Annotated in this window: 21 protein-coding genes; 10 read left to right on the top strand and 11 right to left on the bottom strand. The window is 61.1% G+C overall.

The genetic code is table 11. From position 1 onward, the window contains the following. Window positions 1-65: 65 nt before the first annotated feature. From ACQKP4_RS17135 to ACQKP4_RS17155, 5 genes are all read right to left on the bottom strand, one after another. Entirely contained in the window at window positions 66-2,492 is a 2,427-nt protein-coding gene (locus tag ACQKP4_RS17135) for a TonB-dependent siderophore receptor (RefSeq protein ID WP_427634847.1), read from the bottom strand. 389 nt (window positions 2,493-2,881) lie between these two features. Further along, on the bottom strand, window positions 2,882-3,853 hold the full coding sequence (locus ACQKP4_RS17140) for a FecR domain-containing protein (protein ID WP_427634848.1): 972 nt from the start codon (window positions 3,851-3,853) through the stop codon (window positions 2,882-2,884). Continuing rightward, window positions 3,850-4,368, bottom strand: coding sequence for an RNA polymerase sigma factor (locus ACQKP4_RS17145; RefSeq protein ID WP_427634849.1), 519 nt, complete (start codon window positions 4,366-4,368; stop codon window positions 3,850-3,852). The genes ACQKP4_RS17140 and ACQKP4_RS17145 overlap by 4 nt, the downstream gene beginning before the upstream one ends. Window positions 4,369-4,530: 162 nt before the next feature. Then, window positions 4,531-5,238 (bottom strand): 3'-5' exonuclease, encoded by a 708-nt coding sequence (locus tag ACQKP4_RS17150; RefSeq protein WP_427634850.1) that lies wholly within the window; start codon window positions 5,236-5,238, stop codon window positions 4,531-4,533. Next, a complete protein-coding gene (locus ACQKP4_RS17155; protein ID WP_427634851.1) occupies window positions 5,235-7,175 on the bottom strand; it encodes a putative nucleotidyltransferase substrate binding domain-containing protein in 1,941 nt (646 codons plus the stop codon). The genes ACQKP4_RS17150 and ACQKP4_RS17155 overlap by 4 nt, the downstream gene beginning before the upstream one ends. Window positions 7,176-7,427: 252 nt before the next feature. Between ACQKP4_RS17155 and ACQKP4_RS17160 the strand changes: the two genes are divergently transcribed. Next, window positions 7,428-7,874: a response regulator gene (locus tag ACQKP4_RS17160; protein ID WP_427634852.1), complete on the top strand. Its 447-nt coding sequence runs from the start codon at window positions 7,428-7,430 to the stop codon at window positions 7,872-7,874. A gap of 390 nt (window positions 7,875-8,264) precedes the next feature. Here the strand turns inward: ACQKP4_RS17160 and ACQKP4_RS17165 are convergent, their stop codons facing one another. Beyond that, a complete protein-coding gene (locus ACQKP4_RS17165) occupies window positions 8,265-10,442 on the bottom strand; it encodes a malate synthase G (protein ID WP_427634853.1) in 2,178 nt (725 codons plus the stop codon). A 534-nt stretch (window positions 10,443-10,976) separates the two neighbouring features. Between ACQKP4_RS17165 and ACQKP4_RS17170 the strand changes: the two genes are divergently transcribed. After that, window positions 10,977-11,495 (top strand): glycine cleavage system protein R, encoded by a 519-nt coding sequence (locus tag ACQKP4_RS17170; RefSeq protein WP_046029919.1) that lies wholly within the window; start codon window positions 10,977-10,979, stop codon window positions 11,493-11,495. A 229-nt stretch (window positions 11,496-11,724) separates the two neighbouring features. On the opposite strand, the gene rarD is transcribed toward ACQKP4_RS17170, so the two are convergent. From rarD to ACQKP4_RS17195, 5 genes are all read right to left on the bottom strand, one after another. Next, window positions 11,725-12,612, bottom strand: a complete 888-nt coding sequence (gene rarD / locus ACQKP4_RS17175; protein WP_427634854.1) for an EamA family transporter RarD — start codon at window positions 12,610-12,612, stop codon at window positions 11,725-11,727. Window positions 12,613-12,784: 172 nt separating this feature from the next. Continuing rightward, window positions 12,785-13,759 carry a serine/threonine protein kinase gene (locus tag ACQKP4_RS17180; protein ID WP_054616850.1) on the bottom strand — a complete coding sequence of 325 codons (975 nt, stop codon included), beginning with the start codon at window positions 13,757-13,759 and terminating at the stop codon, window positions 12,785-12,787. A gap of 209 nt (window positions 13,760-13,968) precedes the next feature. Then, on the bottom strand, window positions 13,969-15,870 hold the full coding sequence (locus ACQKP4_RS17185; protein WP_427634855.1) for a PhoX family protein: 1,902 nt from the start codon (window positions 15,868-15,870) through the stop codon (window positions 13,969-13,971). Window positions 15,871-15,928: 58 nt separating this feature from the next. Next, window positions 15,929-16,693: a TOBE domain-containing protein gene (locus ACQKP4_RS17190; protein ID WP_427634856.1), complete on the bottom strand. Its 765-nt coding sequence runs from the start codon at window positions 16,691-16,693 to the stop codon at window positions 15,929-15,931. 199 nt (window positions 16,694-16,892) lie between these two features. Continuing rightward, entirely contained in the window at window positions 16,893-17,633 is a 741-nt protein-coding gene (locus ACQKP4_RS17195; protein ID WP_427634857.1) for a phosphoribosyltransferase family protein, read from the bottom strand. Between the two features lie 90 nt (window positions 17,634-17,723). On the opposite strand from ACQKP4_RS17195, the gene bioB reads away from it, so the two are divergent. The 8 genes from bioB to ACQKP4_RS17235 form a co-directional block, all read left to right on the top strand. Then, window positions 17,724-18,779 (top strand): biotin synthase BioB, encoded by a 1,056-nt coding sequence (gene bioB, locus ACQKP4_RS17200; protein ID WP_427634858.1) that lies wholly within the window; start codon window positions 17,724-17,726, stop codon window positions 18,777-18,779. A gap of 147 nt (window positions 18,780-18,926) precedes the next feature. Then, window positions 18,927-20,105 carry an 8-amino-7-oxononanoate synthase gene (bioF, locus tag ACQKP4_RS17205; RefSeq protein ID WP_427634859.1) on the top strand — a complete coding sequence of 393 codons (1,179 nt, stop codon included), beginning with the start codon at window positions 18,927-18,929 and terminating at the stop codon, window positions 20,103-20,105. Beyond that, entirely contained in the window at window positions 20,098-20,829 is a 732-nt protein-coding gene (locus ACQKP4_RS17210) for an alpha/beta fold hydrolase (protein WP_427634860.1), read from the top strand. Before bioF ends, ACQKP4_RS17210 begins: the two co-directional genes overlap by 8 nt. Then, window positions 20,822-21,634: a malonyl-ACP O-methyltransferase BioC gene (bioC, locus tag ACQKP4_RS17215; protein ID WP_427634861.1), complete on the top strand. Its 813-nt coding sequence runs from the start codon at window positions 20,822-20,824 to the stop codon at window positions 21,632-21,634. Before ACQKP4_RS17210 ends, bioC begins: the two co-directional genes overlap by 8 nt. Then, window positions 21,631-22,311: a dethiobiotin synthase gene (bioD, locus tag ACQKP4_RS17220; protein ID WP_427634862.1), complete on the top strand. Its 681-nt coding sequence runs from the start codon at window positions 21,631-21,633 to the stop codon at window positions 22,309-22,311. The genes bioC and bioD overlap by 4 nt, the downstream gene beginning before the upstream one ends. A 122-nt stretch (window positions 22,312-22,433) precedes the next feature. Then, on the top strand, window positions 22,434-22,730 hold the full coding sequence (locus ACQKP4_RS17225) for a pyrroloquinoline quinone biosynthesis protein PqqE (protein WP_427634863.1): 297 nt from the start codon (window positions 22,434-22,436) through the stop codon (window positions 22,728-22,730). A 277-nt stretch (window positions 22,731-23,007) separates the two neighbouring features. Next, a complete protein-coding gene (locus tag ACQKP4_RS17230; protein WP_427634864.1) occupies window positions 23,008-24,813 on the top strand; it encodes a phenylacyl-CoA dehydrogenase in 1,806 nt (601 codons plus the stop codon). Window positions 24,814-25,037: 224 nt separating this feature from the next. After that, a partial coding sequence (locus ACQKP4_RS17235; protein ID WP_427634865.1) for a cytochrome-c peroxidase occupies window positions 25,038-26,928 on the top strand: 1,891 nt, incomplete at its 3' end.

The following is a 26,928-nucleotide window of genomic DNA, read 5'->3' on the forward strand; positions in this document are numbered from 1 at the left end:
CCTTCAGAAATACCAAAGCCGTCCATGAAGGACGGCTCGGGTCTTGGGCGTGTCAGGTCAGGCGATTACCACTTGTAAGTGGCACTGGCGACGACGCTGCGTTGGTCGCCGTAGTAGCAATAGAAACTGTCACAGGTGGAAATGTAGTCCTTGTCCAGCAGGTTGGTGGCGTTAAGTGCCAACGACGCGCCTTTGAGGCTGTTGTCCAGGCGACCGAGGTCGTAATGGACGGCAGCGTCGAACACGGTATAGGCGTCAGCCTTGCCCAGCCAGGTATTGCCTTGGTCGCCGTAGGTATTGCCGGTGTAGCGCGCGCCGGCGCCGAGGCCGAAACCGTCGAGCACGCCGCTGTGCCAGGTGTAATCGGCCCACAGCGATGCTTGCTGGTTGGGCATCAGTTGCAGCCGGTTGCCTTTGTAGTCGCCTTTTTGCACTTCGGACTTGGCCAAGGTGTAAGCCGCGGTGATTTTCAGGTTGTCGGTGACGTCGGAGACGGCTTCCAGTTCCAGGCCCTTGACCTTCACTTCGCCGGTCTGGCTGGTGATTGGCGTGGCGCCGACCGTGGTGGTGACCGAGACGTTTTTCTGGGTCAGGTCATACACGGCGGCGGTGAGCAGGGTTTTGCTGCCCGGTGGCTGGTACTTGACCCCCAGCTCCCATTGCTTGCCTTCGGTCGGCTTGAACGACTCGGTGGCCGTGGCGGAAGCACCGGTGGTTGGCTGGAAGGATTCGGCGTACGACAGGTACGGCACTAAGCCCGATTCAAACACATAGCTGATCGCCGCATTGCCGCTGAAGTTCTTGTCGCGCTGGGTGTTGGTCGCATCGCCCTTGTTGAAAAACTCGGTGCCGGTGTGGACCCAGTCTTCACGGCCGCCCAGGGTCAGGCGCCATTGGTCGAGGGCCATTTGATCCTGCACGTACAGGCCGGTCTGGTAAGTCTTCTGGTCGTAGTCGTAGAACGCGCTGGAGCGTGGCGGACGCACGATCGGCTGGCCGTAGATCGGGTCGTTGACGTTGGTGGTCAGACCGTCACCGAAGATCGAGGTGTAGTTGGTGTTGCTGCGCTGGTGGTCGAGACCGAGGAGCAAGGTGTGACGGATGTCGCCGGTGGCGAAGTCGGCCTGGAAGTTGTTGTCCACGGCGAACTGGCTGATGTCTTCATCGACGACGGTGCTGGTGCGGCCGACGTTGCCTTGGTCATCCACTTGGGTAAACGGATACGAGCCGACGGTCAGGGCCTGGAACGACAGGTCCGACTTGGTGTAACGCAGGTTCTGCTTGAACTGCCAGACATCGTTCAGGCGATGTTCGAACGCATAGCCCAGCGCGTAGTAGGTGCGGTCGTAGTATTCCCAATCCGGATCGCCCAGATTTTTGTGATGGGACACCTTGCCGAACGGCATGTCGATTTTCGTGCCCTGCACCGGCAGGAACTGGCTGGTGATGCCGGTATCGTCGCGGGTGAATTGGGTGAGCAGGGTGAACTTGGTGTCTTCGTCGATGTTCCAGGTCAGGCTCGGCGCGATGTTGTAGCGCTTGTTGTCGACGTGGTCGATCTGCGTGCCGCTGTCGCGCACCACGCCGCTCAGGCTGTAGAGAAACTGGCCTGCGTCGTCGATCTTGCCGGTGCTGGCGAAGTTGATCTGGCGCTGGTTGTCGCTGCCGTATTGCAACTGGATTTCGTGGCTGTCTTCAGCCGTGGGACGGCGGCTGACCATGTCCAGCAGGCCGCCCGGCGGGGTCTGGCCGTACACCGAGGAGGCCGGGCCGCGCAGCACGGCAAGGCGGTCGAGGTTCCAGGTTTCCTGTTTCGGGTTGGCGTACACGCCTTTGGGCAGTGGCAGGCCGTCGAGGAACTGGGTCGGTTCAAAACCACGAACGCGCAGCCAGTCGGCGCGGGTATCGCTGCCGTAGCTGCTGGCCGTGGTGCCGGGCAAGTAGCGCACGGCGTCGTCGAGGTTTTGCACATTGCGATCGTCCATCTGCTGGCGAGTCACGACCGAAATCGAGCGCGGCGCTTCGAGCAGAGAGGTATCGGTCTTGGTGCCGGCGGCGGTGCGAGTGGCGAGGTAACCGTCCACCGGGCCCCAGGCGCTTTCGGTGTTCTCGACGCCGATGACCGCGGTTTCCGGCAGCGCCAACACGCCCTCGGGAATCTCGATCAGGCTGTAGGTGCCGGCGCTGCTCTGTTGCAGTTGCAGACCGGTGCCGCGCAAAGCTTCACGCAGGGCGCCGGCCGCATCGAACTGGCCCTTGACCGGATTGGACGTCTTGCCGGCCGCCAGCGAAGGATTCAGCGACAGGGCCAGGCCGGCCTGACTGGCGATCTGGTTCAACGTGCTGGCCAGTGGCGCGGCCGGCACGTTATAGGCGCGAACGCTGGACGCCTGCTCGGCGGCCATCAACTGGCTGCTGGCCAAGGGGGTGCACAAGGCGATGGCGACAGCCAACACGCTGGGGCGCAACAAGGTATCTAGCGAACGGGACATACGGCGGCTCCTGAATGGAAATATTTCTCAATTGCCTTGGTGCCGGACGAGAGTCGAAAAGTGATAGGGCTGGATGGAAATAATTTTTATTCATTAAACCAACCGGGGTTTGTGGCGGCGCTGAGGGCCCCTTCGCGAGCAAGCCCGCTCCCACATTTGCCCGCAATTCCTTCAGGGAGAACTCGGTTAAATGTGGGAGCGGGCTTGCTCGCGAAGGCGTCGGCTCAGGCGCCCAACACCTCAGGGCCTGGTTTCAGCCTTCGCCACCGTCACCCACCACTGGGTGTGTTGCTTGATCTCCCACATTTAACCGAGTTCTCCCTGGAGGAATGCGCTCGAATGTGGGAGCGGGCTTGCTCGCGAAGGCGTCGGCTCAGGCGCCCAACACCTCAGGGCCTGGTTTCAGCCTTCGCCACCGTCACCCACCACTGGGTGTGTTGCTCGATCTGCACGGGCAATGTCGGTAGCAACGCACTCAGCGCCTTGTCCGTGTCGTTCAGCGGGAAGCTGCCAGTGATCCGCAGGTCGGCGACCTCGGGCGCGACGCCCAGGTGCCCGGTACGGTAGCGCCCGAGTTCGTGCACCAGGTCTTCCAGCCGCGCGTTGTCCACCACCAGCATTCCACGGGTCCAGGCATCGGCGCCGAGGTTGAGGGCGACAATCGGCCCCAGGCCATTGCCGCGTATCAGCACTTGCTGGCCTTCGCGCAGGATCTGTTCTTCAGGGGTCGACTCCGGGTGCGCCGCCACCGCGGACTTCAACACGCTGAGTCGCGTGCCGTCCTCCTCGCGCTTGACCAGGAACCGGGTGCCCAGCGCGCGCATGCTGCCTTCGCGGGTTTCGACGATAAACGGCCGGGCATCGCCATGACCGGTCTCGATGAGGATTTCGCCTTCCTGCAGGACGATCCGTCGCTGCTTCTCGTCGAAACGCACATCGATGGCGCTGTGGGTGTTGAGGTTGATCAGGGTCCCGTCGGTCAGGCGCAGCATGCGTTGCTCGCCGGTGGCGGTGCGTTCGTCAGCCAGCCAATAGTCGAGCGGCAGATAACGTTCGCCGGCAAACAGCGCCAACCCGATGACCGCCACGATGCTCGCCGCGCCGCTGCCAAGCTTGCGGACCCGGCGGCGAATACTTTCACGCGATTGCAGCAACGCCGTGCGCGCCGGACCGCTGGCCACGCTGAAACGTTGATCGAGCATGCCCAATTGGCGCCAGGCGCGGGCGTGTTCTTCGTGGGCGGCGTGCCATTTGGCGAACTCTTCGCGCTCGACCGGCGTGCCGGAATCCAGCGAGAGTTGCCAGGCAATCGCGGCATCGAGCACCTTGGCTGACACCGGTTTGGAACTGGTCGGGCTCATACCGGCTCACCGTACAGCGCGATGTAGCACTGACGAATGCCCTGGGCCAGGTACTGACGCACGCGCGGTACCGACACGCCCAGGCGCTGGGCGATTTCCGCGTGGCCGAGGCCGTCCAGACGGTTATAGAGAAACGCTGCCCGCGCCTTGCTCGAGAGCTTGCCGAGCAGACGGTCGATGGCTTTGAGGTCTTCGAGGATCAGCTGCTGTTCTTCCACCGACGGTTGTTCGCCTTCGGGGATCAGCATCAGTTCGGTGAGGTAGGCCTGTTCCAGCGCGGCGCGGCGGAAATAGTCGAACAGCAGGCCCTTGGCAATCGCCACCAGAAACGCCCGCGGTTCGCGAGGCTCCTTCAGCTCATCGCGCCCCAGCAAGCGCACGAAGGTGTCCTGGCTCAGGTCTTCGGCCCGTTGCGGGCAGGCCACGTTACGTCGCAGCCAAGCCAATAGCCAACCGCGATGGTCGCGGTATAACGCACCAACCAGCTCACTGTGGGGGCTTGGGATTGACGACACGCAGCATCACCGTTTGGGAAGTGTTAACTAACGAGAATTGTTCGCGATTGTGGCAGAGGCGCGGGAGGTAAGCAATTGGCGCTGGTCGGGTGGGCGGCAGGTAGACCGCGTTATCGTTTTTTCGCGGCGGATCGTCGGAGCGCCGCGAAGACGCTGGGGCAATTAGAAGGAGGGCGTTTGCTGGCGCCGTTTCCACTGGCTCAACCGCTGTTGCAAATTCAACGGGCTATGAATCTGCTGCTGGCGCGCGCGGCTGAACAGAATCAGCGCCAGTTCCGCCGTGGCCAGCGCATCGGCGCTGGCGTTGTGCCGTTCGAAGACTTCGAGCTTGAACCAACTGATCCACTCATCCAGCCCGGCTTCCTTGATGTTCGCCTGCGGGCACAGCAGCGGCGCGATCTCCGCCACGTCCAGAAACGGATGCTGCAACTTGTAGCCCAGATGATCTTTCAACGCGCGCCCAAGCATGTGCTGGTCGAACGGCGCATGAAACGCCAGCACCGGGCTGTCGCCGACGAACTCCATGAACTCGATCAGCGCCTGCGCCGGGTCACTGCCAGCGGCAATCGCGCTGGGGCCCAGCCCATGAATCAACACGCTGGGCGCCAGCTTCATGTCGACGCATTGCAGCGTGCGCTCGAACTGCTGGCTGAAATCGATGGCGCCGTCCTCGATCACCACCGCGCCGATGGACAGCACCCGATCCCTGTTCAGGTTCAGCCCGGTGGTTTCCAGGTCCAGCACCACCCAGCGCTGCTCGCGCAGGCTGCATTCGCTGAGTTCGGCGAGGGCGGGCAAGCGTTCAAGACGTCGCAGAAGTTCGGCAGGCAGCACCAGGCTTGCCGGGCGCAACCATGAAAACAGGCTCATAGCTGATACCGCAGGGCCAGGCTGCTTTGCAGGCGTTGTGCCTGGCGCAGGGATTCACGCAGGATCCGTCGGTCCAGATGATTGAGGCTGTCCGGATCGACGCGGTTGGAATAGGGCAGATTCTCCCGGGTCTGTAGCTGGTGCTGCTGCATGCGGGTTTGCTGAATGAAGTGATAAGCCTCTTCATACGCCGCGCCGTCCAGCCGCTCGATGACCTCCTTGGCGACCAGTTGCCGGAAGCGCTCAAGGGTGTTGTTCGCCTCGATGCCATTGGCCAAGGCGAGCAGCCGGGCACCGTCGACAAACGGCGTCAGTCCCTGGACTTTCAGGTCCAGCGTGGCTTTCTCGCCATTCTTCTTCGCCAGCACGAACTCGCGGAAGCGACCGACCGGCGGCCGATGACGCAAGGCGTTGTCGGCCAACATCCGCTGGAACAAACGGTTGTCGCCGACCTGATCGAGAATGCTGCGACGCAATTGCTCGCAACCTTGCTCATCGCCCCACACCACCCGCAGATCGAAATAAATGCTCGAGCCCAGCAGGTTCTCCGGGGTTGCCTCGCGGATAAACGCCGCAAACCGTCGCGCCCATTCGGCACGGGATAAACACAGCTCGGGGTTGCCGGCCATGATGTTGCCTTTGCACAACGTGAAGCCGCAGAGCGCCAGGCTCTGGTTGATCTGTTGGGCAATCGGCAGCAACTTGCCGCGAATCTCGGCGGCGTGCGCAGCGTCCCGGGCTTCGAACAGAATGCCGTTGTCCTGATCGGTGTGCAGCGTCTGCTCGCGGCGGCCTTCGCTGCCGAAACACAGCCAACTGAAGGGAACGCCGGGGTCGCCTCGCTCGGCGAGCGTCAGTTCAATGACCCGGCACACGGTGTGGTCGTTGAGCAGCGTAATGATGTGAGTGATCTGCGTAGAAGAGGCGCCGTGGGCGAGCATGCGTTCGACCAGTTGGCCGATCTCGCCGCGCATCGCCACCAGGTTTTCCACGCGCTGGGCGCTGCGGATGGTCCGCGCCAGATGCACCAGATCGACCCGTTGCAGGGAAAACAGATCGCGCTCGGACACCACGCCGCACAGGCGCTGATCCTTGACCAGACACACATGCGCAATGTGCCGTTCGGTCATGGCAATCGCCGCGTCGAAGGCGCTGTGGTCCGGCGACAGGGAAAACGGTTTCTGGGTCATGTGGCGTTCGATGGCTTCGTTGAAGTCGTTGGTGCCGTCGGCCACCACCTGGCGCAGGTCGCGCAGGGTGAAGATCCCCAGCGGCGCCTTCTGGTCATCGACCACCACAATGCTGCCGACCTGTTGTTCGTGCATCAGGGACACGGCTTCGCGCAGCGGCGTGACCGGGCTGCACGTCACGGGGTGACGCATGGCCAGTTCGCCCAGGCGGGTATTCAGCGAATATTGTGTGCCGAGGGTTTCCACGGCTTTTTGCTGGACTTGCTGGTTGACCTGATCCAGCAGGCTGCTGACGCCGCGCAAGGCGAAGTCGCGAAAGGTGTGGGACAGCGCGAACAGCTTGATGAACGCCAGCTTGTTCAGTTGCAGGCAAAAGGTGTCTTCGGCGGCCAGGTGCTCGGTACGCGTCGCCCGCTCGCCCAGCAGCGCGGCGAGGGGGAAACACTCGCCGGTGGTGATTTCGAAAGTGGTTTCGGTGCCGCCCTTGGCCGTGTGCGGACGTTCGCCAACGACGCGCCCCTGTTTGACGATATAAAAATGCTCAACCGGGCCATCGGCAGGCTTGATGATGCTCTCGCCGGGGCCGTAGAAACGCAGCTGACATTGTTCAACCAGGTACGCCAGGTGAGCGTGTTCCATTTGATTGAAGGGCGGGAAGCGCTGAAGAAATTGCAAAGTGCCCTGAATGTTTTGCAACACCGCGGTTTTCCCTGCCTGTGTGAAGGCGTCCGCTTTACTCATAACCATTACCGCAGTCTTTTTGGAATTGTGGTTGTCGGATGACTCAGCCATGGTCGGCCCCTGAATGCAGGGTGCCCATTGGACGTAAGTCTAGGATGGGCCATTCAGGTCGCGATTTCGGAAGTGCCTGACGCAGATCAGCGAAAAAGCTCTCAATTTGCCTCTTGGAAAAGTTTCCGACGAAGTGCACATTGTTGGCCTGCTTAGCGATGTCTGACGAATGTGCTAGGGGATTGAATTGAAACCGTAGAGAAAACCATGTCCGACCAAGATATTTTGAGTGATGCCGAGCGCGAGGCGCTGAGTGCCGTCATGTCGCTGCCCGATCTACCGCCCCAGCGAGTATTGATCGTCGACGACGATAAGGATGCGCGGGAATTGCTGTCAGAGATTCTCGCGCTTGACGGCATTCATTGCATGACCGCTGCCAGTGGCGAAACCGCACTCAAGATGCTGGACGAGAAACCTTCGATCGGCCTGGTGATTACTGATCTGCGCATGGGGCATGTGGATGGCCTGGACCTTATCCGCCAGGTGCGCGAGTCGGTCCGGGCGGCGATGCCGATCATCATCGTCTCCGGCGATGCCGACGTGAAGGACGCCATCGCCGCCATGCATTTGAGCGTGGTGGATTTCCTGCTCAAGCCGATTGATACCGACAAGTTGCTGGCGCTGGTCAAGCATGAGTTGGGGATGGAGCCTTGACGCTACCTGAGGTTTCAGGGCTGAGGGCTGCACTGAAGTCTGAGTTCTGAGGGCTGAGTTCTTAAGTCTGAGTTCTGAGTTCTGAGTTCTGAGTTCTGAGGCTGAAGGCTGAAGGCTGAAGGGCTTTTGTGGCGAGGGGGCTTGCCCCCGTTGGGCTGCGAAGCGGCCCCAATGACTGCTACCTCATTTATCCTCACATCCCGCGTTCGCTGGTTTTACGACTGCTGCGCAGCCGAACGGGGGCAAGCCCCCTCGCCACAAAAGCCCGCTCACCACAGGGCCAGCCCCCTCACCACAGGGCAGGCTCACTCCCACAGGAGATCGCATTCGCAAATGAAAAAGCCCTGATCTAAAGATCAGGGCTTTTTCATGTCTGGCGTCCGCAGTCAGTTACAGGCCATTGGCAGCCTTGAACTCGCGACGACGACGGTGCAGAACCGGCTCGGTGTAGCCGTTCGGCTGTTTGGTGCCTTCGATCACCAGTTCGACCGCCGCCTGGAAGGCGATGTTGCTGTCGAAGTTCGGTGCCAGCGGGCGATACAGCGGGTCATTGGCGTTTTGACGGTCAACCACCGGCGCCATGCGCTTGAGGCTTTCCATCACTTGCGCTTCGGTAACGATGCCGTGACGCAGCCAGTTGGCAATGTGCTGGCTGGAAATCCGCAGCGTTGCACGGTCTTCCATCAGGCCGATGTCATTGATGTCCGGCACCTTCGAGCAACCGACACCCTGATCGATCCAGCGCACCACATAACCGAGAATGCCCTGGGCGTTGTTGTCCAGTTCGTTCTTGATCTGTTCGGCAGTCCACTGCGGGTTCACTGCCAGGGGGATGGTCAGGATGTCGTCCACCGAGGCGCGCGCACGTTTGGCCAGTTCGGCCTGGCGCGCGAACACGTCAACCTTGTGGTAATGCAACGCGTGCAAGGCGGCGGCGGTTGGCGAAGGGACCCATGCGGTATTGGCGCCGGCCAGCGGGTGAGCGATTTTCTGTTCGAGCATCGCCGCCATCAGGTCGGGCATCGCCCACATGCCTTTGCCGATCTGGGCGCGACCTTGCAGGCCGGTGCTCAAACCGATATCGACGTTCCAGTTTTCGTAGGCGCCGATCCACTTCTCTGCCTTCATGTCAGCCTTGCGCACCATCGGGCCGGCTTCCATGGAGGTGTGGATTTCATCGCCCGTGCGGTCGAGGAACCCGGTGTTGATGAACACCACGCGCTCGCTGGCTGCCTTGATGCAGGCCTTGAGGTTGACCGTGGTGCGGCGCTCCTCGTCCATGATCCCGACTTTCAGCGTGTTGCGCGGCAGGTCGAGCACGTCTTCGATTCGGCCGAACAGCTCGTTGGTGAACGCGGCTTCTTCCGGGCCGTGCATCTTCGGCTTCACGATGTAGACCGAACCGGTGCGGCTGTTCTTGCGCGAGTTGTGGCCGTTGAGGCTGTGGATTGCCGCAAGGCACGTCACCAGACCGTCAAGAATGCCTTCCGGCACTTCGTTGCCGTCCTTGTCGAGGATCGCGTCGATGGTCATCAAGTGGCCAACGTTGCGCACGAACAACAGCGAGCGGCCGTGCAGGCTCAGCTCTTTACCGTCGACGCCGGTGTAAGTGCGGTCGGCGTTCATGGTGCGGGTAAAGGTCTTGCCGCCCTTGGCGACTTCTTCCGACAGGTCGCCCTTCATCAGGCCCAGCCAGTTGCGGTAGATCACCACTTTGTCATCGGCATCGACGGCGGCGACGGAATCTTCGCAGTCCATGATGGTGGTCAGCGCGGCTTCCATCAGCACGTCTTTGACGCCGGCCGCGTCGGTCTGGCCGACCGGAGTGCTGGCGTCGATCTGGATCTCGAAGTGCAGGCCGTTGTTTTTCAGCAGGATCGCCGTCGGTGCAGAGGCATCGCCGTGGAAACCGATCAGTTGCGCATCGTTGCGCAGGCCGCTGTTGCTGCCGCCTTTAAGGGCGACTACCAGCTTGCCGTCAAGGATCTTGTAGCCGGTGGAATCGACATGCGAGCCGGCCGCCAAGGGCGCGGCTTCGTCGAGGAAGGCGCGGGCGAAGGCAATGACCTTATCGCCGCGAACCTTGTTGTAGCCTTTGCCTTTTTCCGCGCCGTCAGCTTCGCTGATCGCGTCGGTGCCGTAGAGCGCGTCGTACAGCGAACCCCAGCGGGCGTTCGAGGCGTTGAGCGCGAAGCGGGCGTTCATGACCGGCACCACCAGTTGCGGGCCGGCCATGCGGGCAATTTCGTCATCGACGTTTTGCGTCGTTGCCTGGAAATCGGCCGCTTCTGGCAGCAGATAACCGATGTCTTGCAGGAAGGCTTTATAGGCCACGGCGTCATGCGCCTGACCGGCACGTGCCTGGTGCCAGCCGTCGACACGAGCCTGGAAATCATCGCGTTTGGCGAGTAGGGCTTTGTTCTTCGGTGCCAGGTCATGAATGACCTTGTCGGCACCGGCCCAGAACTTATCGGCGGTGAGGCCGGTACCGGGAATGGCTTCGTTGTTCACGAAGTCGAACAGGACTTTGGCGACCTGCAGGCCACCGACTTGAACGTGTTCAGTCATTGCTTGCCTCACTCTGCTCAGCTATTTCGCTTTTCAGCTCTTCAATTTTGACAATGAAGCCTCGGGCCATTTAAACCACAAACCCGTCCGCCAGTACATGCCCTCGCGGGCGGCTGGGTTCGGTCCGATCAACGGCTTGGAGGCCTTGCTGACAGGGCTTTCAGGGTTGCGAGTGTGCCTGTGGCAGACATCGATCCAACGTTATGTAGTGCGCGCTGCGGCATACTACATGATCAATTGCGCTTGTGAAAATTAGACTAATTACGTCGTTATGCGACCCCATGACGCATTGCAGTCATGTCGGGGAACGGGATGTTCTCAAAAAACCATCGGATTGTTCCAGTTAAATATAAAAACATGTACACGATTTGTTTTTTCAGAGCAGTCGACGGTGCCTTCATTCGCGAGCAAGCCCGCTCCCACACGGCATGCGCAATACCTGTAGGAGCGGGCTTGCTCGCGAATGAACGCACCGCCGACACCGAAACATCCCTTGCCTATACTTCCCTCTCAATAACAAAAGAGGGCTGCGCCATGGATCACCTCGTACTCACCGTATTCGCACCGGACAAACCCGGACAGGTCGAGCGCATCGCCCAATGCATCGCCGAGCATGGCGGTAACTGGCTGGAGAGTCGCATGTCACGGATGGCCGGGCAGTTCGCCGGGATTCTGCGAGTAGGTGTGCCAGCCGAGGCCTACGACGAATTGGTCGATGCCCTACAGGCATTGTCTGCCCAGGGCATTCGCGTGCTGATTGCCGAGAGCGGCATCGAGCAATCCTGCACCTGGAAGCCAATCGCCATGGAGCTGGTCGGCAATGACCGGCCGGGTATCGTGCGCGACATCACCCGTTTGCTGAGCGAGCAGGGGGTGAACCTGGAGCGCCTGGTCACTGAAGTCCGGCCGGCGCCGATGAGCAGCGAACCGCTGTTCCACGCCGAGGCGATTCTTGCGGTGCCCCTGACCTTGTCACTGGACGTGTTGCAGTCGCGCCTGGAAACCCTGGCGGACGATTTGATGGTTGAGTTGGTGTTGCGCAGCGAACCCTGACCCAGCGGTCCCGGCAGTGTTATCCAAGTTAAACGTGCACCTGCCTGTGGATAACCTGTAGAGACAGCCCGCCAGGCCACGCCGGCCGGGCTTCTACAGGATCTGATCAAAAAACCATCAGTTTCAACAGGTTGCGCACAAACGCCGGGGATCACGCTGTGGATAACCTTGGGAAGGATCGATGCAGGCCACGGCAGACGTGGCCTGTAGAGGTTTGTACGTTTTTTGATCAGCTGCGGCGGCGCATGCTGATCACCGCATCGACGCTGTAAACCGCCAGACCGGCCCAGATAAAGATGAAGGCCACCAGGGTGCTGGACGACAAATGCTCGTCAAATAACAGCACGGCTTGCAGCAGCACCAGCGTCGGCGCCAGGTATTGGAGAAATCCCAGTGTGGTGTAGGGCAAATGCCGTGCGGCGGCGTTGAAACACACCAGCGGTATCAACGTGACCGGACCGGCAGCCACCAGCCACCAGGCTTCGGAAGTGGTCCAGAACGCAGGCTGTGCGCTGGCTGCCGTTGGATTGAACAGCAGCCACGCCACGGCGATCGGCACCAGCATCCAGGTTTCCACTACCAGCCCAGGCAACGCTTTGACCGGCGCCTGTTTGCGGATCAATCCGTAGAAGCCAAACGTCAGCGCCAGCACCAGCGAGACCCATGGCAGGCTGCCGACTTGCCACACTTGCTGCGCCACACCGACCGCCGCCAGCCCGACCGCCAGCCACTGCATGCGTCGCAAGCGTTCGCCGAGAATCAACATCCCCAGCAATACGTTCACCAGTGGATTGATGTAATAGCCGAGGCTGGCTTCGAGCATCCGTCCGTTGTTCACCGACCAGACGTACGTCAACCAGTTGGCCGCGATCAAGGTGCCGCTCAGCGCGAGGATCGCCAGGCGTTTGGGGTTGTCACGCAGCTCGCGCCACCAGCCGGGATGCTTCCACACCATCAGCAACAAGCTGCCGAACAGCGCGGACCAGAGCACGCGGTGAATGATGATTTCGACGGCAGGCACGCTGGCGATGGCTTTGAAGTAGAGCGGGAAAAGTCCCCAAATGATGTAGGCACTCAGGCCCAGGATGTACCCGCGACGGGGGTTGGCGGCTTGCATGCAGAGTCCTTGCTTAGGCAGCTAACAAAGAGGGGATTGTAAGGAGATTTGTAGGAATGGTCGCGGGCCAATGTGGGGGCTTGCTCGCGAAGGCGTCGGGTCAGTCGCCATTGATGTTGAATGCACAACTGCTTTCGCGAGCAAGCCCACTCCCACAGGGGGGCGGGGTGAATCAGAAGAGTTTCAGCGGTTCTTCATTGAGCGCCGACAACTGCTCACGCAGCGCCAGCACCTGATCACCCCAATACCGCTCGCTGCCGAACCACGGGAAGCTGTGTGGAAACGCCGGGTCGTCCCAGCGACGCGCGAGCCAGGCGCTGTAGTGCATCAGGCGCAACGCGCGCAGCGGTTCGATGAGTGCCAGTTCCCGTGGGTCGAAGTCGTGGAACTCGTTGTAGCCGTCCATCAATTCCGACAATTGCCCCAGGCATTCCTGGCGATCCCCGGCGAGCATCATCCAGATGTCCTGCACTGCCGGGCCCATGCGGCAGTCGTCGAGGTCGACGATGTGGAACATCTCGTCACGGCACATCATGTTGCCGGGGTGGCAATCGCCGTGCATGCGGATGTTTTGGTGCGGCGTGGCCTTGTACACCTCTTCCACCCGCTTGAGCAGGTCGCGGGCGACGGACTCGTAGGCCGGCAGCAGGCTCTTGGGCACGAAATTGCCTTCGAGCAAGGTGTTCAGCGAGTCGTGACCGAAGTTCTTCACGCCCAGCGCTTCGCGATGTTCGAACGGTTTTGTGGCACCGACGGCGTGCAGTCGACCGAGCAATTGGCCGAGGCGATACAGCTGATCGAGATTGCCCGGCTCCGGCGCGCGGCCGCCACGGCGAGGGAACAGGGTGAAACGAAAACCGGCGTGTTCATGCAGGCTGGCGCCGTTGTGGATCATCGGCGCGACCACGGGGACATCGCACTCGGCGAGTTCGAAGGTGAATTGGTGTTCTTCGAGAATCGCTTCGTTGGTCCAGCGCTGCGGGCGGTAGAACTTGGCGATCAGCGGCTCGGAGTCCTCGATGCCGACCTGATAGACGCGGTTCTCGTAACTGTTGAGCGCCAGAATGCGCGCGTCGCTGAGAAAGCCGATGCTTTCGACGGCATCGAGCACGAGGTCTGGGGTGAGGGTTGCAAACGGGTGGGCCATGCTGACTCCTGCGCGCAGCAGGCTGCCGCGTCGGGCCAAGCATGGTAGCGCAGACGGGGCTTCTATAGTGGTTGGGGTTGAGATGAGTGATGTCTGGGCGGACGCCTTCGCGAGCAAGCCCGCTCCCACAGTGGATCTTCAGTGTGAATGCGATTGGCGACACACCTGAGTACTACTGTGGGAGCGGGCTTGCTCGCGAAGGCTATTGATCAGGCGCCGACGACCCCGCCATCCTCCCGTGAAATAGCCATCACCGAAGACCGCGGCTTGCCATTCGGCAAATGCTCGGGGAACGTCGAACCACCGTTCTCCCCCGGATGCTGAATCCCGACAAACAACGTCTTCTGATCCGGCGAAAAGCTGATCCCCGTCACTTCACAGCCAATCGGCCCGACCATGAATCGCCGAATCTCGCCCGTCACCGGATCGGCGCACAACATCTGGTTATTGCCCATGCCCGCAAAATCCCCGGCATTGCTCGAATCGCCATCGGTCAGAATCCACAACCGCCCGGCCTTGTCGAAGCCCAGGCCGTCCGGGCTGTTGAACATGTTCTGCGGCGTGATATTCGACGATCCGCCCTTCGGCGTGCCAGCGTGGACGCCCGGGTTGCCGGCGACCACAAACAGATCCCAGGCGAAGCTTTTGGCGCCGTGATCATCGCGGTCGGTGCGCCAGCGCAGAATCTGCCCGTACACATTCTTCTCGCGCGGGTTCGGCCCGCCCACCGGTTGCCCGTCCTCCCCACGCTTGGCGTTGTTGGTCAGCGTGCAATAAACCTGGCCATCCTTGGGGCTGACGACGATCCACTCCGGACGGTCCATGCGCGTGGCCTTCACCACGCTGGCGGCGAGGCGCGCGTGAATCAGCACCTCGGCCTGATCGGCAAAACCACTGCTGGCGTCGATACCATTCTTGCCGTGGGTCAGTTCAATCCATTCGCCTTGACCTTTGGGGTGGTCGGCGCTGCCGTCGCCCGCGTCGAAGCGCGCCACGTACAGCGTGCCGTGATCCAGCAGGTCGCGATTGGCCTTGGGGTTTTTGTGGTTGATCTTGTCGCGGCTGACGAATTTGTAGATGAACTCACCGCGCTCATCGTCACCCATGTACACCACGGCATGACCGTCATGGGTCTCGGCCAGGGCGGCGTTTTCATGTTTGAAACGGCCCAGGGCGGTGCGCTTGACCGGCGTAGATTGCGGATCGAACGGGTCGATTTCCACCACCCAGCCGTGACGGTTGAGTTCGTTGGGATTCTTTGCGAGGTCGAAACGCGCGTCGTGTTGATGCCAGTTGATTTCTTTGCTGGCGGCCACGGCGCCGTAGCGTTTCTGGGCGGCGTCGAACGTCTGCTCGGCATTGCTGCTGCCGAAGCAGTCAGTGAAGTTCTCTTCGCAGGTCAGGTAAGTGCCCCACGGTGTTTTGCCGTTGGCGCAGTTCTGGAAGGTGCCGAGGACGTTCTTGCCCTGCGGGTCGGCGCTGGTTTTCACCAGGGCGTGACCGGCGGCCGGGCCGCTGAGGCTGATCGGTGCGTTGCCGTGGATGCGTCGGTTGTAGCGCGAGCCCTGGACGAACTGCCATTGGCCACGGGTGCGCTGCACCTCAATCACCGACACGCCTTCGCAAGCCAGCGCCTTGCGTACTTCTTCGGCCGATTGCGGCATGCCGCCGTGCGGGTAGAGGTAGCGATAGTTGGTGTATTCGTTGTTGATCGCCATCAGCGCGCGGTTTTTATCACCGGGAAACTCGAACAGGCTCATGCCGTCGTTGTTGTCGCCGAACTGGACTTCCTGATGCTCGGCGGTGCCGTGGCCACTCGGGTCGAACGCCGGGCCATGCTTTTGCAACGGCTGGCCCCAACTGATCAGCACCGAAGCTTTGTAACCCGGCGGCAGCGTGATGGCGTCGGTGGTGGCGGCGGGGATGCTGTTGAAACCCAGCAGTTCGCTGGAGCCGGCACTGACACTGGCGGCCAGCACGCTGCGGCTCAGCAGGTTGCCACCGAGGAACATCGCGGCCCCGCACAGGGCGCCGGCGCTGATAAAACCACGGCGGCTGAAGCCGACCATGTGCTCAAGGTCGGTGGACTGGTTTTCTTCTAATAGGCTCACATCAGGCTCCGTGCGGGTTTTTGCAGCCACCTTAAAGAGCCTCAATGACGCTTTTGTTTCAGAGCGGTGTCCCGAGCAGAACGTTGGACGGTGAAAACTGCACCAGCACCGGTTTGTGGAGGCTGAGCCCGCGAGTTCTCAAATCCAGCGGCTCGGCCAGGGCGCACAGCGTTTGGCCGTTGGGCAAGCCGATACGCACTTCGCAGGGCCCGTCCTCGGCGTCGAGAATCTCTTCGATAACGCCCTTCAGGCGATTGTTGCCAGGTGTTGCGGCTTGCTCGATGGCCAGCAGATCCAGCCAGCCGGCCTTGATCAGTGCAACGACTGCCATGCCATGAGCCAGGTCGAGACGCAGCGTACTGTCGTGGGTGATTTGCGCATCGATGCACAAGCCTTCGGCCAACTCCAGACGAATCAGGTCGTTGCGGCCCTGAGCGTCAATCGCCACGACTTTGCCGTGCAACTGGTTGCGCGCGCTGGTCCTGAGCATCAACCGCCCCAGCAAGTCGAGATCGCTGGCATCTTCGGCGGCTTCCAGCACCTGGGCCTGCAAGGCTTGCAGTTTTTGATACAGACGCAACACGCGCAGGCCTTCGTCAGACAGTTTCGCGCCGCCACCGCCCTTGCCGCCGACACTGCGTTCCACCAGTGGTTTTTGCGCGAGGTTGTTCAGCTCGTCAATCGCGTCCCACGCCGCTTTGTAACTCAGGCCCGCGCTTTTTGCGGCGCGGGTGATCGAGCCCTGTTCGGCGATGTGTTGCAGCAACGCGATGCGCTGTGGGCGGCGGACAATGTGCTGGGACAGCAATGTAGGCAATGACATGGCGAGACGCTTTGGGCGGTGGCGATGGAGGGGACGTTGGCCGCTTGAGACGCGCGAGTCAAGTCAGGCGCAATTCCCTGTGGGAGCGGGCTTGCTCGCGAAAGCAATTTGAAATTCGACATGGATGCTGAATGTTATGGCTTCTTCGTCGGATCGCCGCCCAAAGCAAGCTCGCTCCCACAGGTATGGTGTCCTTGAGTTAAACCCCATCGCCAGGCTTGGGCGTTCGGGCCAGGCAATAAACATCAACTCGCGCAGCCCCGGCCTCCATCAACAACCGCGCCAGCGCCTGAGCGGTGGCCCCGGTGGTCAGCACGTCGTCGACGAGTGCCAGGTGGCGACCTTTGACCGACGCATCAGACGTGAGCGCGAAGGCGTTGCGCAGATTTTTGTTCCGCGCCTCGGCATTCAGGTCCTGTTGCGCGCTGGTCTCCTGGATTCTCGACAACAGCGTTTCATCACAAGGAATGTCCAGACGGCTGCCCAGCCAGCGAGCCAGCATCGCCGCTTGGTTGAAACCCCGTTGACGCAGGCGTTTACCGGCCAGCGGCACGGGCACTAACGCGTCAGGTCGGTTCAAGTCTTCATCGAAGCGATGTTGCAGGAACTCGGCGAGAAGTTCGGCGAGCAAGTGGCCAAACGGCCACTTGGCCGCGTGTTTGAAACGGGTGATCAGCGTGTCGACGGGAAAGCTGTAGGTCCATGGGGCGGCGACCTGTTCGAAGGCCGGTGGTCGCTTCAGGCATTGGCCGCAGGTCAAGCCGGCCGCGGGCAAGGGCAGGGCGCAGGTCTGACAGTGGTCGCCGAGCCAGGGCAGGTCGGCCTCGCAGGCCATGCAAATGGGCCTGATTTCTTCGCTGGCTTCGTTGCAGAGCAAGCAGCGTTGATCATTGTTTAACCAGATGTAAACCGGTCCTACGTATCGTGGTTGACAGCGCATCGCTCTTCCTTAAATATGCCGAACATCCGTGTCGCGCCTGTGGGTATTACGTCCCTCAGTCGCTTGCCAAGCATAAACAAGGAAACGCCCATGAGCGCCAGCACCTCTGCAACCCTGCGTCATGACTGGTCTTTGGCCGAAGTCAAAGCTCTCTTCGTACAGCCATTCAACGACCTGTTATTCCAGGCGCAGACAGTGCACCGCGCGCATTTCGACGCCAACCGGGTCCAGGTGTCGACGCTGCTCTCGATCAAAACCGGTGCCTGCCCGGAAGATTGCAAATATTGTCCGCAGTCCGGTCACTACAACACCGGCCTGGAAAAAGAAAAACTGATGGAAGTGCAGAAGGTCCTCGAAGAGGCCGCGCGCGCCAAGGCCATCGGTTCGACCCGTTTCTGCATGGGCGCCGCATGGAAACACCCGTCAGCCAAAGACATGCCGTACGTGCTGGAAATGGTCAAGGGCGTGAAAGCCATGGGCCTGGAAACCTGCATGACCCTCGGTCGTCTGGACCAGGATCAGACCGAAGCGCTGGCCCAGGCCGGCCTCGATTACTACAACCACAACCTCGACACCTCGCCGGAGTTCTACGGCAGCATCATCACCACCCGCACCTACGGCGAGCGCCTGCAAACGCTGGCTTACGTGCGTGATTCGGGGATGAAGATCTGCTCTGGCGGCATCCTCGGCATGGGCGAGTCGCTGGATGACCGCGCCAACCTGCTGATCCAGTTGGCCAACCTGCCGGAGCATCCGGAATCGGTGCCGATCAACATGCTGGTGAAAGTCGCGGGCACGCCGCTGGAAAATGCCGACGATATCGACCCGTTCGATTTCATTCGCATGCTCGCCGTCGCCCGCATCCTGATGCCGCAATCCCACGTGCGCCTGTCCGCTGGCCGCGAAGCGATGAACGAGCAGATGCAGGCCCTGGCGTTCTTCGCCGGTGCGAACTCGATTTTCTACGGCGACAAACTGCTGACCACCGCCAACCCGCAGGCCGACAAGGACATGCAGCTGTTCTCGCGTCTGGGCATCCTGCCGGAAGCCCGCGAAGAGCATGCCGATGAAGTGCATCAGGCCGCTATCGAACAGGCGTTGGTTGAGCAGAAGAGCAGCGAGCAGTTCTATAACGCTGCTGTTTGACCCGACACAAATCCAATGTGGGAGCGGGCTTGCTCGCGAAAGCGGTATGACATTCAACATTGATGTCGACTGTGCTGACGCCTTCGCGAGCAAGCCCGCTCCCACATTGGGACTGGGTGCATACCCATATTGATCTTCGAGGCCTGCATGTCTTTCGATCTCGCCGCACGCCTTGCTGCCCGTCGTGCCGAAAACCTCTACCGCCAGCGCCCATTGCTCGAAAGCCCCCAAGGCCCGGAAGTGGTGGTCGAGGGCCAGCCTTTATTGGCGTTTTGCAATAACGACTACCTCGGCCTGGCCAATCACCCGCAAGTGATCGAAGCCTGGCGCGCCGGCGCGTCCCGTTGGGGCGTCGGCGGTGGCGCTTCGCACCTGGTCATCGGCCATAGCACGCCGCATCACGCACTGGAAGAAGCCTTGGCTGACCTGACCGGGCGTCCGCGTGCGCTGCTGTTCACCACCGGTTACATGGCCAACCTCGGTGCGGTGACGGCGTTGGTCGGGCAGGGCGATACGGTGCTCGAAGACCGGCTCAATCATGCTTCGTTGCTCGATGCCGGTTTACTGTCCGACGCCCGTTTCAATCGTTACCTGCACAACGACGCCGACAGCCTGGCCAAGCGTCTGGAAAAAGCCACCGGCAACACGCTGGTGGTCACCGACGGCGTGTTCAGCATGGACGGTGACATTGCCGACCTGCCGGCGCTGGCGCGCGAAGCCAAGGCCAAAGGTGCGTGGCTGATGGTCGATGACGCTCACGGCTTCGGTCCGCTGGGGGCGAAGGGTGGCGGGATCGTCGAGCATTTTGGTCTGAGCCAGGAAGACGTGCCGGTGTTGGTCGGCACACTTGGCAAGGCGTTCGGCACGGCGGGTGCGTTCGTGGCTGGCAGCGAAGAGCTGATCGAAAGCCTGATTCAGTTCGCACGGCCCTACATCTACACCACCAGCCAACCCCCGGCCCTGGCTTGCGCGACGTTGAAAAGCCTCGAGCTGCTGCGCACGGAACACTGGCGTCGTGAGCATCTGAACGCGTTGATCCGCCAATTCCGTCACGGCGCCGAGCAGATTGGCCTGGAGTTGATGGACAGCTTCACGCCGATCCAGCCGATCATGATCGGCGATGCCGGACGCGCGGTGCGCCTGTCGCAGATGTTGCGCGAGCGCGGGTTGATGGTGACGGCGATTCGCCCGCCCACCGTCCCCGCTGGCAGTGCGCGACTGCGGGTCACTCTGACGGCCGCCCACAGCGAAGCGCAGGTGCTGCTGTTGTTGAATGGCCTGGCCGATTGTTTTGCCCGCCTTGAATCGGAGTCGAGCCATGCGTGACCGACTGATTCTGCTGCCCGGCTGGGGTCTGGGCATTTCGCCGCTGGAACCGTTGGCCGCCGCGTTGCAAGGGCTGGATGAGCACCTGCGGGTCGAGATCGAACCGTTACCGGAACTGGTATCGAGCGATCCTGAAGAATGGCTCGATGAACTGGATTCGACGATACCGCAAGACGCCTGGCTTGGCGGCTGGTCCCTGGGCGGCATGCTCGCCTCTGAATTGGCGGCGCGGCGAGGTGATCGTTGCTGCGGTTTGCTGACTCTGGCGAGCAATCCTTCGTTTGTGGCTCACGAGCAGTGGCCGAGCGCGATGCCGGCCGCGACTTTCGACGCGTTCCTGGCCGGCTGCCAGGTCGACCCGCGCACGACGTTGAAGCGTTTCTCGTTGCTGTGCGCGCAAGGCGCTGAAGACTCACGCGGTCTCTCGCGGTTGTTGCTCGGTGGCGCACCAAACACCAGCGCTTCGATATTGATGAGCGGTCTGGAAGTGCTCGCACAACTGGATAATCGCCAGGCGCTGCAAGCGTTCCGCGGTCCTCAATTGCATTTATTCGCCGGCCTCGACGCGCTGGTTCCGGCTGAAGCTGCCGGCGAGCTGCTGGCGTTGCTGCCGGATGTTGAAATCGGTCTGATTGAACAGGCCAGCCACGCGTTTCTTCTGGAAGATCCCCACGGTGTGGCGGGGGCGATTCAGGCCTTTTTGCACGAGTCCGGTGATGACTGATTTATCCCTTCCCAACCTTTCCGGCGGTTTGCCCGACAAACGCCAGGTGGCGGCTTCCTTTTCCCGTGCGGCGGCAAGCTACGACAGCGTGGCTGAATTGCAGCGCGACGTCGGCAACCAATTGCTCAGCCGTTTGCCCAGTGAATATGTTCCGCGCCGTTGGCTGGATCTGGGCTGCGGCACCGGGCATTTCAGTCGGGCGCTGGGTGTGCGTTTTCCTGCCAGCCACGGTGTGGCGCTGGATATTGCCGAAGGCATGCTCAACCATGCGCGGCCACTGGGCGGTGCCACGCACTTCATCGTCGGGGACGCCGAGCGTTTGCCGTTACAGGGTTCGACCTGCGATCTGATCTTCTCCAGCCTGGCGGTGCAGTGGTGCGCGGATTTCGAATCGGTTCTCAGTGAGGCGTATCGAACGCTGAAACCGGGCGGGATTTTCGCGTTTGCTAGTCTTTGTGCTGGGACCTTGTTTGAGTTGCGCGACAGCTGGCGTCAGGTGGATGGCATGGTGCACGTCAACCGCTTCCGCGAGTTCGGTGTTTACCAGCAGCTGTGCGCGGTCAGCGGCTTGAACGTGGTGAGCCTGCAAACCCGTGCTCACGTACTGCATTACCCGGACGTGCGCAGCCTGACGCATGAACTCAAGGCGTTGGGCGCGCACAATTTGAACCCGGGCCGGCCGGGTGGCTTGACCGGTCGGGCGCGGATCCTCGGTCTGGTCGAGGCTTATGAGCAGTTTCGTCAGGCCGAAGGATTGCCGGCGACTTATCTAGTGGTCTACGCCGTGTTGGAGAAACCGCTATGAGCAAAGCCTATTTCATCACCGGGACGGATACCGATGTCGGCAAGACCACCGTTGCAGCAGGCTTGTTGCACGCGGCGCGGTCGGCCGGCATGAGCACGGCGGCGGGCAAACCGGTTGCCTCCGGCTGCGTGGTGACGCCCAAGGGTTTGCGCAACGCCGATGCGCTGGCGCTGTTGGCCGAATGTTCGCTGCCGCTGACGTATGCGCAGGTCAATCCGGTGGCGTTCGAACCTGCCATTGCGCCGCATCTGGCGGCGCGCGAGGTCGGTGTGGCACTGACGGTGCAGTCGCTGTTGACGCCGATGCGCGAGATTCTCGACCGGCACGCGGATTTCACCTTGATCGAAGGCGCCGGCGGCTGGCGCGTGCCGTTGGCGGATCAGGACAATCTGTCGGACCTGGCGAAGGCGTTGAATCTGCCGGTGATTCTGGTGGTCGGCGTGCGCTTGGGCTGTATCAATCACGCGTTGCTGACGGCCGAGGCGATTGCCCGGGACGGTTTGCAGTTGGCGGGCTGGGTGGCCAACATCATCGATCCGAAGACTTCGCGGCTGGAAGAAAACCTCGCGACACTGGCCGAGCGCATTCCCGCGCCGTGCCTTGGGCGGGTGCCGAAGCTCAAGTCTGTGACGGCAGAAGCGGTGGCGGAGCATCTGCAACTGGATTTGCTGGATTGAGGTTTTGACTTTGAGCTTTTAACTATGACAAGGCACTGTGCCATTAGTGTTTTTAACGGGCCTTTTGCCATCATCTCTGTTTCAATGGCGGCTGTTGACCCTTTTGCAGGACGAGTTCTCCCATGGAAATCTCAGGAAATACCGCTTTTTATGCCGGTCTGAGCACTATTCAGACTGGGCAGAACCGTGTCGATCAGGCGGCCGGCCAGATCGCCAACAATACGATCGAGCGTTCGGTCACCAGTCAGTCTTCCGAGGTTCAGGTCGACCGTTTGCTCTCGGTTGATCGCAGCCAGCAATCGGACCTGGCCAGCAACATGATTGAAATGGCCCAAGGCACGTTTCAGGTTGAAGCCGGTGTGCGAGTCGCCAAGGCTTCCGATGAAATGCTTGGGACGTTGATTGATACCTACGCTTGATCACTCGCTGAATCCGCTTCTCCAACGCCGCGTCTGTTCGCGGCGTTTTTCTGCGTAAGTCCTTCTCGCTCAACTAATCTTTCATAGACGACACGTTGCTCACTCAACGGCGTTGCGCGGCTGCGCGTGCAATTTGCCGTGGCGATGATGACGAGCGGCAAAAGATCGATGCTTGACAAGATTTGGGCGTAAACGTATGTTTCAAACAACTGTTTGACCGTCACAACAAATCAACGCGGTCGTTCATTCCCGGTTACATCAGCAGAGGTTTATCGCTATGCCTGACTACAAGGCCCCCTTGCGTGATATTCGCTTCGTTCGTGACGAATTGCTCGGCTACGAAGCGCACTATCAGAGCCTTCCGGCTTGCGCAGATGCCACTCCGGACATGGTTCACGCCATTCTCGAAGAAGGCGCCAAGTTTTGTGAGCAGGTGCTGGCTCCGCTGAACCGCGTGGGTGACATCGAAGGCTGCACCTGGAGCGAGTCCGGCGTTAAAACCCCGACTGGCTTCAAAGAAGCCTACAAGCAATTCGTCGAAGGCGGCTGGCCAAGCCTGGCCCACGACGTAGAACACGGCGGCCAAGGCCTGCCGGAGTCCCTGGGGCTGGCGGTCAGCGAAATGGTTGGCGAAGCCAACTGGTCGTGGGGCATGTACCCGGGCCTGTCGCACGGCGCGATGAACACCATTTCCGAACACGGTACGCCTGAGCAGCAAGACGCCTACCTGACCAAACTGGTGTCCGGCGAATGGACCGGCACCATGTGCCTGACCGAACCGCATTGCGGCACCGACCTGGGCATGCTGCGCACCAAGGCCGAGCCTCAGGCCGACGGTTCCTACAAAGTTTCCGGCACCAAGATCTTCATCTCGGCCGGTGAACACGACATGGCCGACAACATCGTCCACATCGTGTTGGCACGTCTGCCGGATGCACCGGCCGGCACCAAAGGCATCTCCCTGTTTATCGTGCCGAAGTTCATGCCGAACGCAGACGGTTCGATCGGCGCGCGCAACGCCGTGACCTGTGGTTCCCTGGAACACAAGATGGGCATCCACGGCAACGCCACGTGCGTGATGAACTTCGACGCGGCTACCGGTTTCCTGATCGGCCCGGCGAACAAAGGCCTGAACTGCATGTTCACCTTTATGAACACCGCACGTCTGGGCACTGCGCTGCAAGGTCTGGCTCACGCCGAGATCGGCTTCCAGGGCGGCCTGAAATACGCTCGTGATCGCTTGCAAATGCGCTCGCTGACTGGCCCGAAAGCGCCGGAAAAAGCCGCTGACCCGATCATCGTGCACCCAGATGTGCGTCGCATGCTGTTGACCATGAAGGCGTTCGCCGAAGGCAACCGCGCGATGGTTTACTTCACCGCCAAACAAGTCGACATCGTCAAATACGGCGTGGACGAAGAAGAGAAGAAGAAAGCCGACGCGCTGCTGGCGTTCATGACGCCAATCGCCAAAGCCTTCATGACTGAAGTTGGTTTCGAGTCCGCCAACCACGGCGTGCAAATCTACGGCGGTCACGGTTTCATCGCCGAGTGGGGCATGGAGCAGAACGTTCGCGACAGCCGCATTTCGATGCTGTACGAAGGCACCACCGGCATCCAGGCACTCGACCTGCTGGGCCGTAAAGTGCTGATGACTCAAGGCGAGGCGCTGAAAGGCTTCACCAAGATCGTCCACAAGTTCTGCCAGACCAACGAAGGCAACGAAGCCGTTCAGGAATTCGTGACACCGCTGGCTGCGCTGAACAAAGAGTGGGGCGAGCTGACCATGAAGGTCGGTATGGCGGCCATGAAAGATCGCGAAGAAGTCGGCGCGGCCTCCGTGGACTACCTGATGTATTCCGGTTACGCCTGCCTGGCCTATTTCTGGGCTGACATGGCGCGTCTGGCGGCCGAGAAACTGGCCTCCGGCACCTCCGAAACCGCGTTCTACACCGCCAAGTTGCAAACGGCGCGCTTCTACTTCCAGCGCATCCTGCCGCGTACTCGCACTCACGTGGCAACCATGCTGTCGGGCGCCAACAACCTGATGGACATGAAAGAAGAAGACTTCGCGCTGGGCTACTAAGCCTTAACGCGGTTGTTCAAAAACCGCTGTTCCTTCGGGAGCAGCGGTTTTTTTTGTCTTGGGATTGGCCCCGTTTCTGGGGTTTCTTCCCCAGCAACATCGGGCGTGACAGGCGACCTCGCGGGTTCCGAGCCGCGCGGAATGCGCCTTTAAGGGTTTGGCCGATTAATTGCAAAACCACTGACAACTGCCTATGAATCGCCAGTGTCGTCAGGGTGAAGCGCATGAACATCCTTCGCATAATCCGTTTGGCCTGCCTTCTCGCCTTAACGGCCCAAGGCGCGTTCGCCGCCACCGCGCCAGACGTCGATCCGCCGGTTCCCGAAGTGCCTTCCCTGCAAACGCTGCATGGCATCACACCGCCCGATCCCTCGGGAACGGAAGGCGGGCGAAAAGTCGATTTGATGACCGATTACGTGCTCAATCGCAGCGCGGCCATCCTCTTGGGCAAGGCGCTTTTCTGGGACATGGAGATCGGCAGCGATGGCTCCACGGCGTGCGCGTCGTGCCACTTTCACGCGGGCGTCGACCATCGAATCACCAACCAGATCAACCCCGGCCAGGCGAGCACCCATGCCAACGTGGCATCGATCTTCAACAAACCCTTCGTAGCGTCCGACATCCCTGGCGACGTGGCGTCCTATGCGACCCTGTCCGCCGGCAAGGGCGGTCCGAATTACACGCTGAAGAAGACCGATTTTCCGACCCATGTACTGGCAGATCCGCTCGACCGCAACTCGCCCATTCTCTACTCGACCGACGATGTGGTCGGCTCGCAAGGCGTCTATGACGCCAACTTCGTCAAGCCGAATCAGCCGCGTTTCGACAAGTGCACGCAGCAGCCGGACGGCATTTTCCAGGTCGGCGGCATCAATGTCCGGCGCAGTACCGGGCGCAATGCGCCGACGGTGATCAACGCCGTGTTCAACGTGCGCAACTTCTGGGATGGGCGGGCCAACAACGTGTTCAACGGTTTCTCGCCGTTCGGCAATCGCGACCCCGATGCCGGGATTTTCGTCACCAGCGACCGCAGCGGGGTGGCGACCAAAGTGCGACTGGCCCTCAACGATGCTTCCGCCGCCTCGCAAGCCGTCGGGCCTCCCGGTAGCCCGGTGGAAATGTCTTGCGGCGGGCGCACCTTCGCCGACATCGGCCGCCGCATGCTCGACACGCTGATGCTCAAGCAGCAACGGATTTCTTCCACCGATTCGGTATTGGCGTCGGTGTCCGGTGCACGGCGTCCGACTTACCGTGAACTGATCAAAGCCGCGTTCCAGCCACGGTTGTGGAACGCCACGCAGCAGGTGTCGCTCGGTGGCGCGCCGTACACCCAGATGGAGGCCAACTTTCCGCTGTTTTTCGGGCTGGCGATTCAACTGTACGAAGCCACGCTGGTTTCGGACCAGGCGCCCGTCGACGCCTATCTGCAAGGCAATCAACAGGCGCTGAACGCCCAGCAAGTTCAGGGCATGAATCTGTTTCTCGGCAAGGGCAAGTGCGTCAATTGCCACGGCGGCGCGGAACTGACCAACGCCGCCAGCCCCTTGCTGTTCCATCCCCGCGAGCGCATCGAACGGATGGTAATGGCCGACAACCTGACCGCGCTGTACGACAACGGTTTCTATAACACCGGCGTGCGCCCGACCTCGGAGGACCTGGCGCTCGGCGGGACTGACGCGTGGGGCAATCCGCTGTCGTTCACTCGCCAATACAACACGCAATTGCAGGGCGGCAACGTACCGGATCCGCTGGACGTCGACGTCTGCACCTTTGACGCGCTCCTGAGCGCGGGGCTGCCGTGCGACTCGACGCTCAAACCCAACGTCGGGTTCCACGATGCCATCGATGGTGCGTTCAAAACCCCGACCTTGCGCAACATCGCGCTGACCGGGCCGTATTTCCACAACGGCAGCCGCTCGACGCTCAAGCAAGTGGTCGAATTCTATAACCGTGGCGGCGACCGGCGCGGTTCGGAGGCCAACAACACCAGCGGCTTCGAGCATCCAGGCGCCAACCAGCACAACACCTCGAACCTCGACCCGGACATGACACCGCTCAACCTCACGCCCGACGAAGTGGATGCGCTGGTCAAGTTCATGGAAGTCGGCTTGACCG

This window comes from Pseudomonas sp. NPDC086278 (genome assembly GCF_050280905.1).
Lineage (GTDB): Bacteria > Pseudomonadota > Gammaproteobacteria > Pseudomonadales > Pseudomonadaceae > Aquipseudomonas.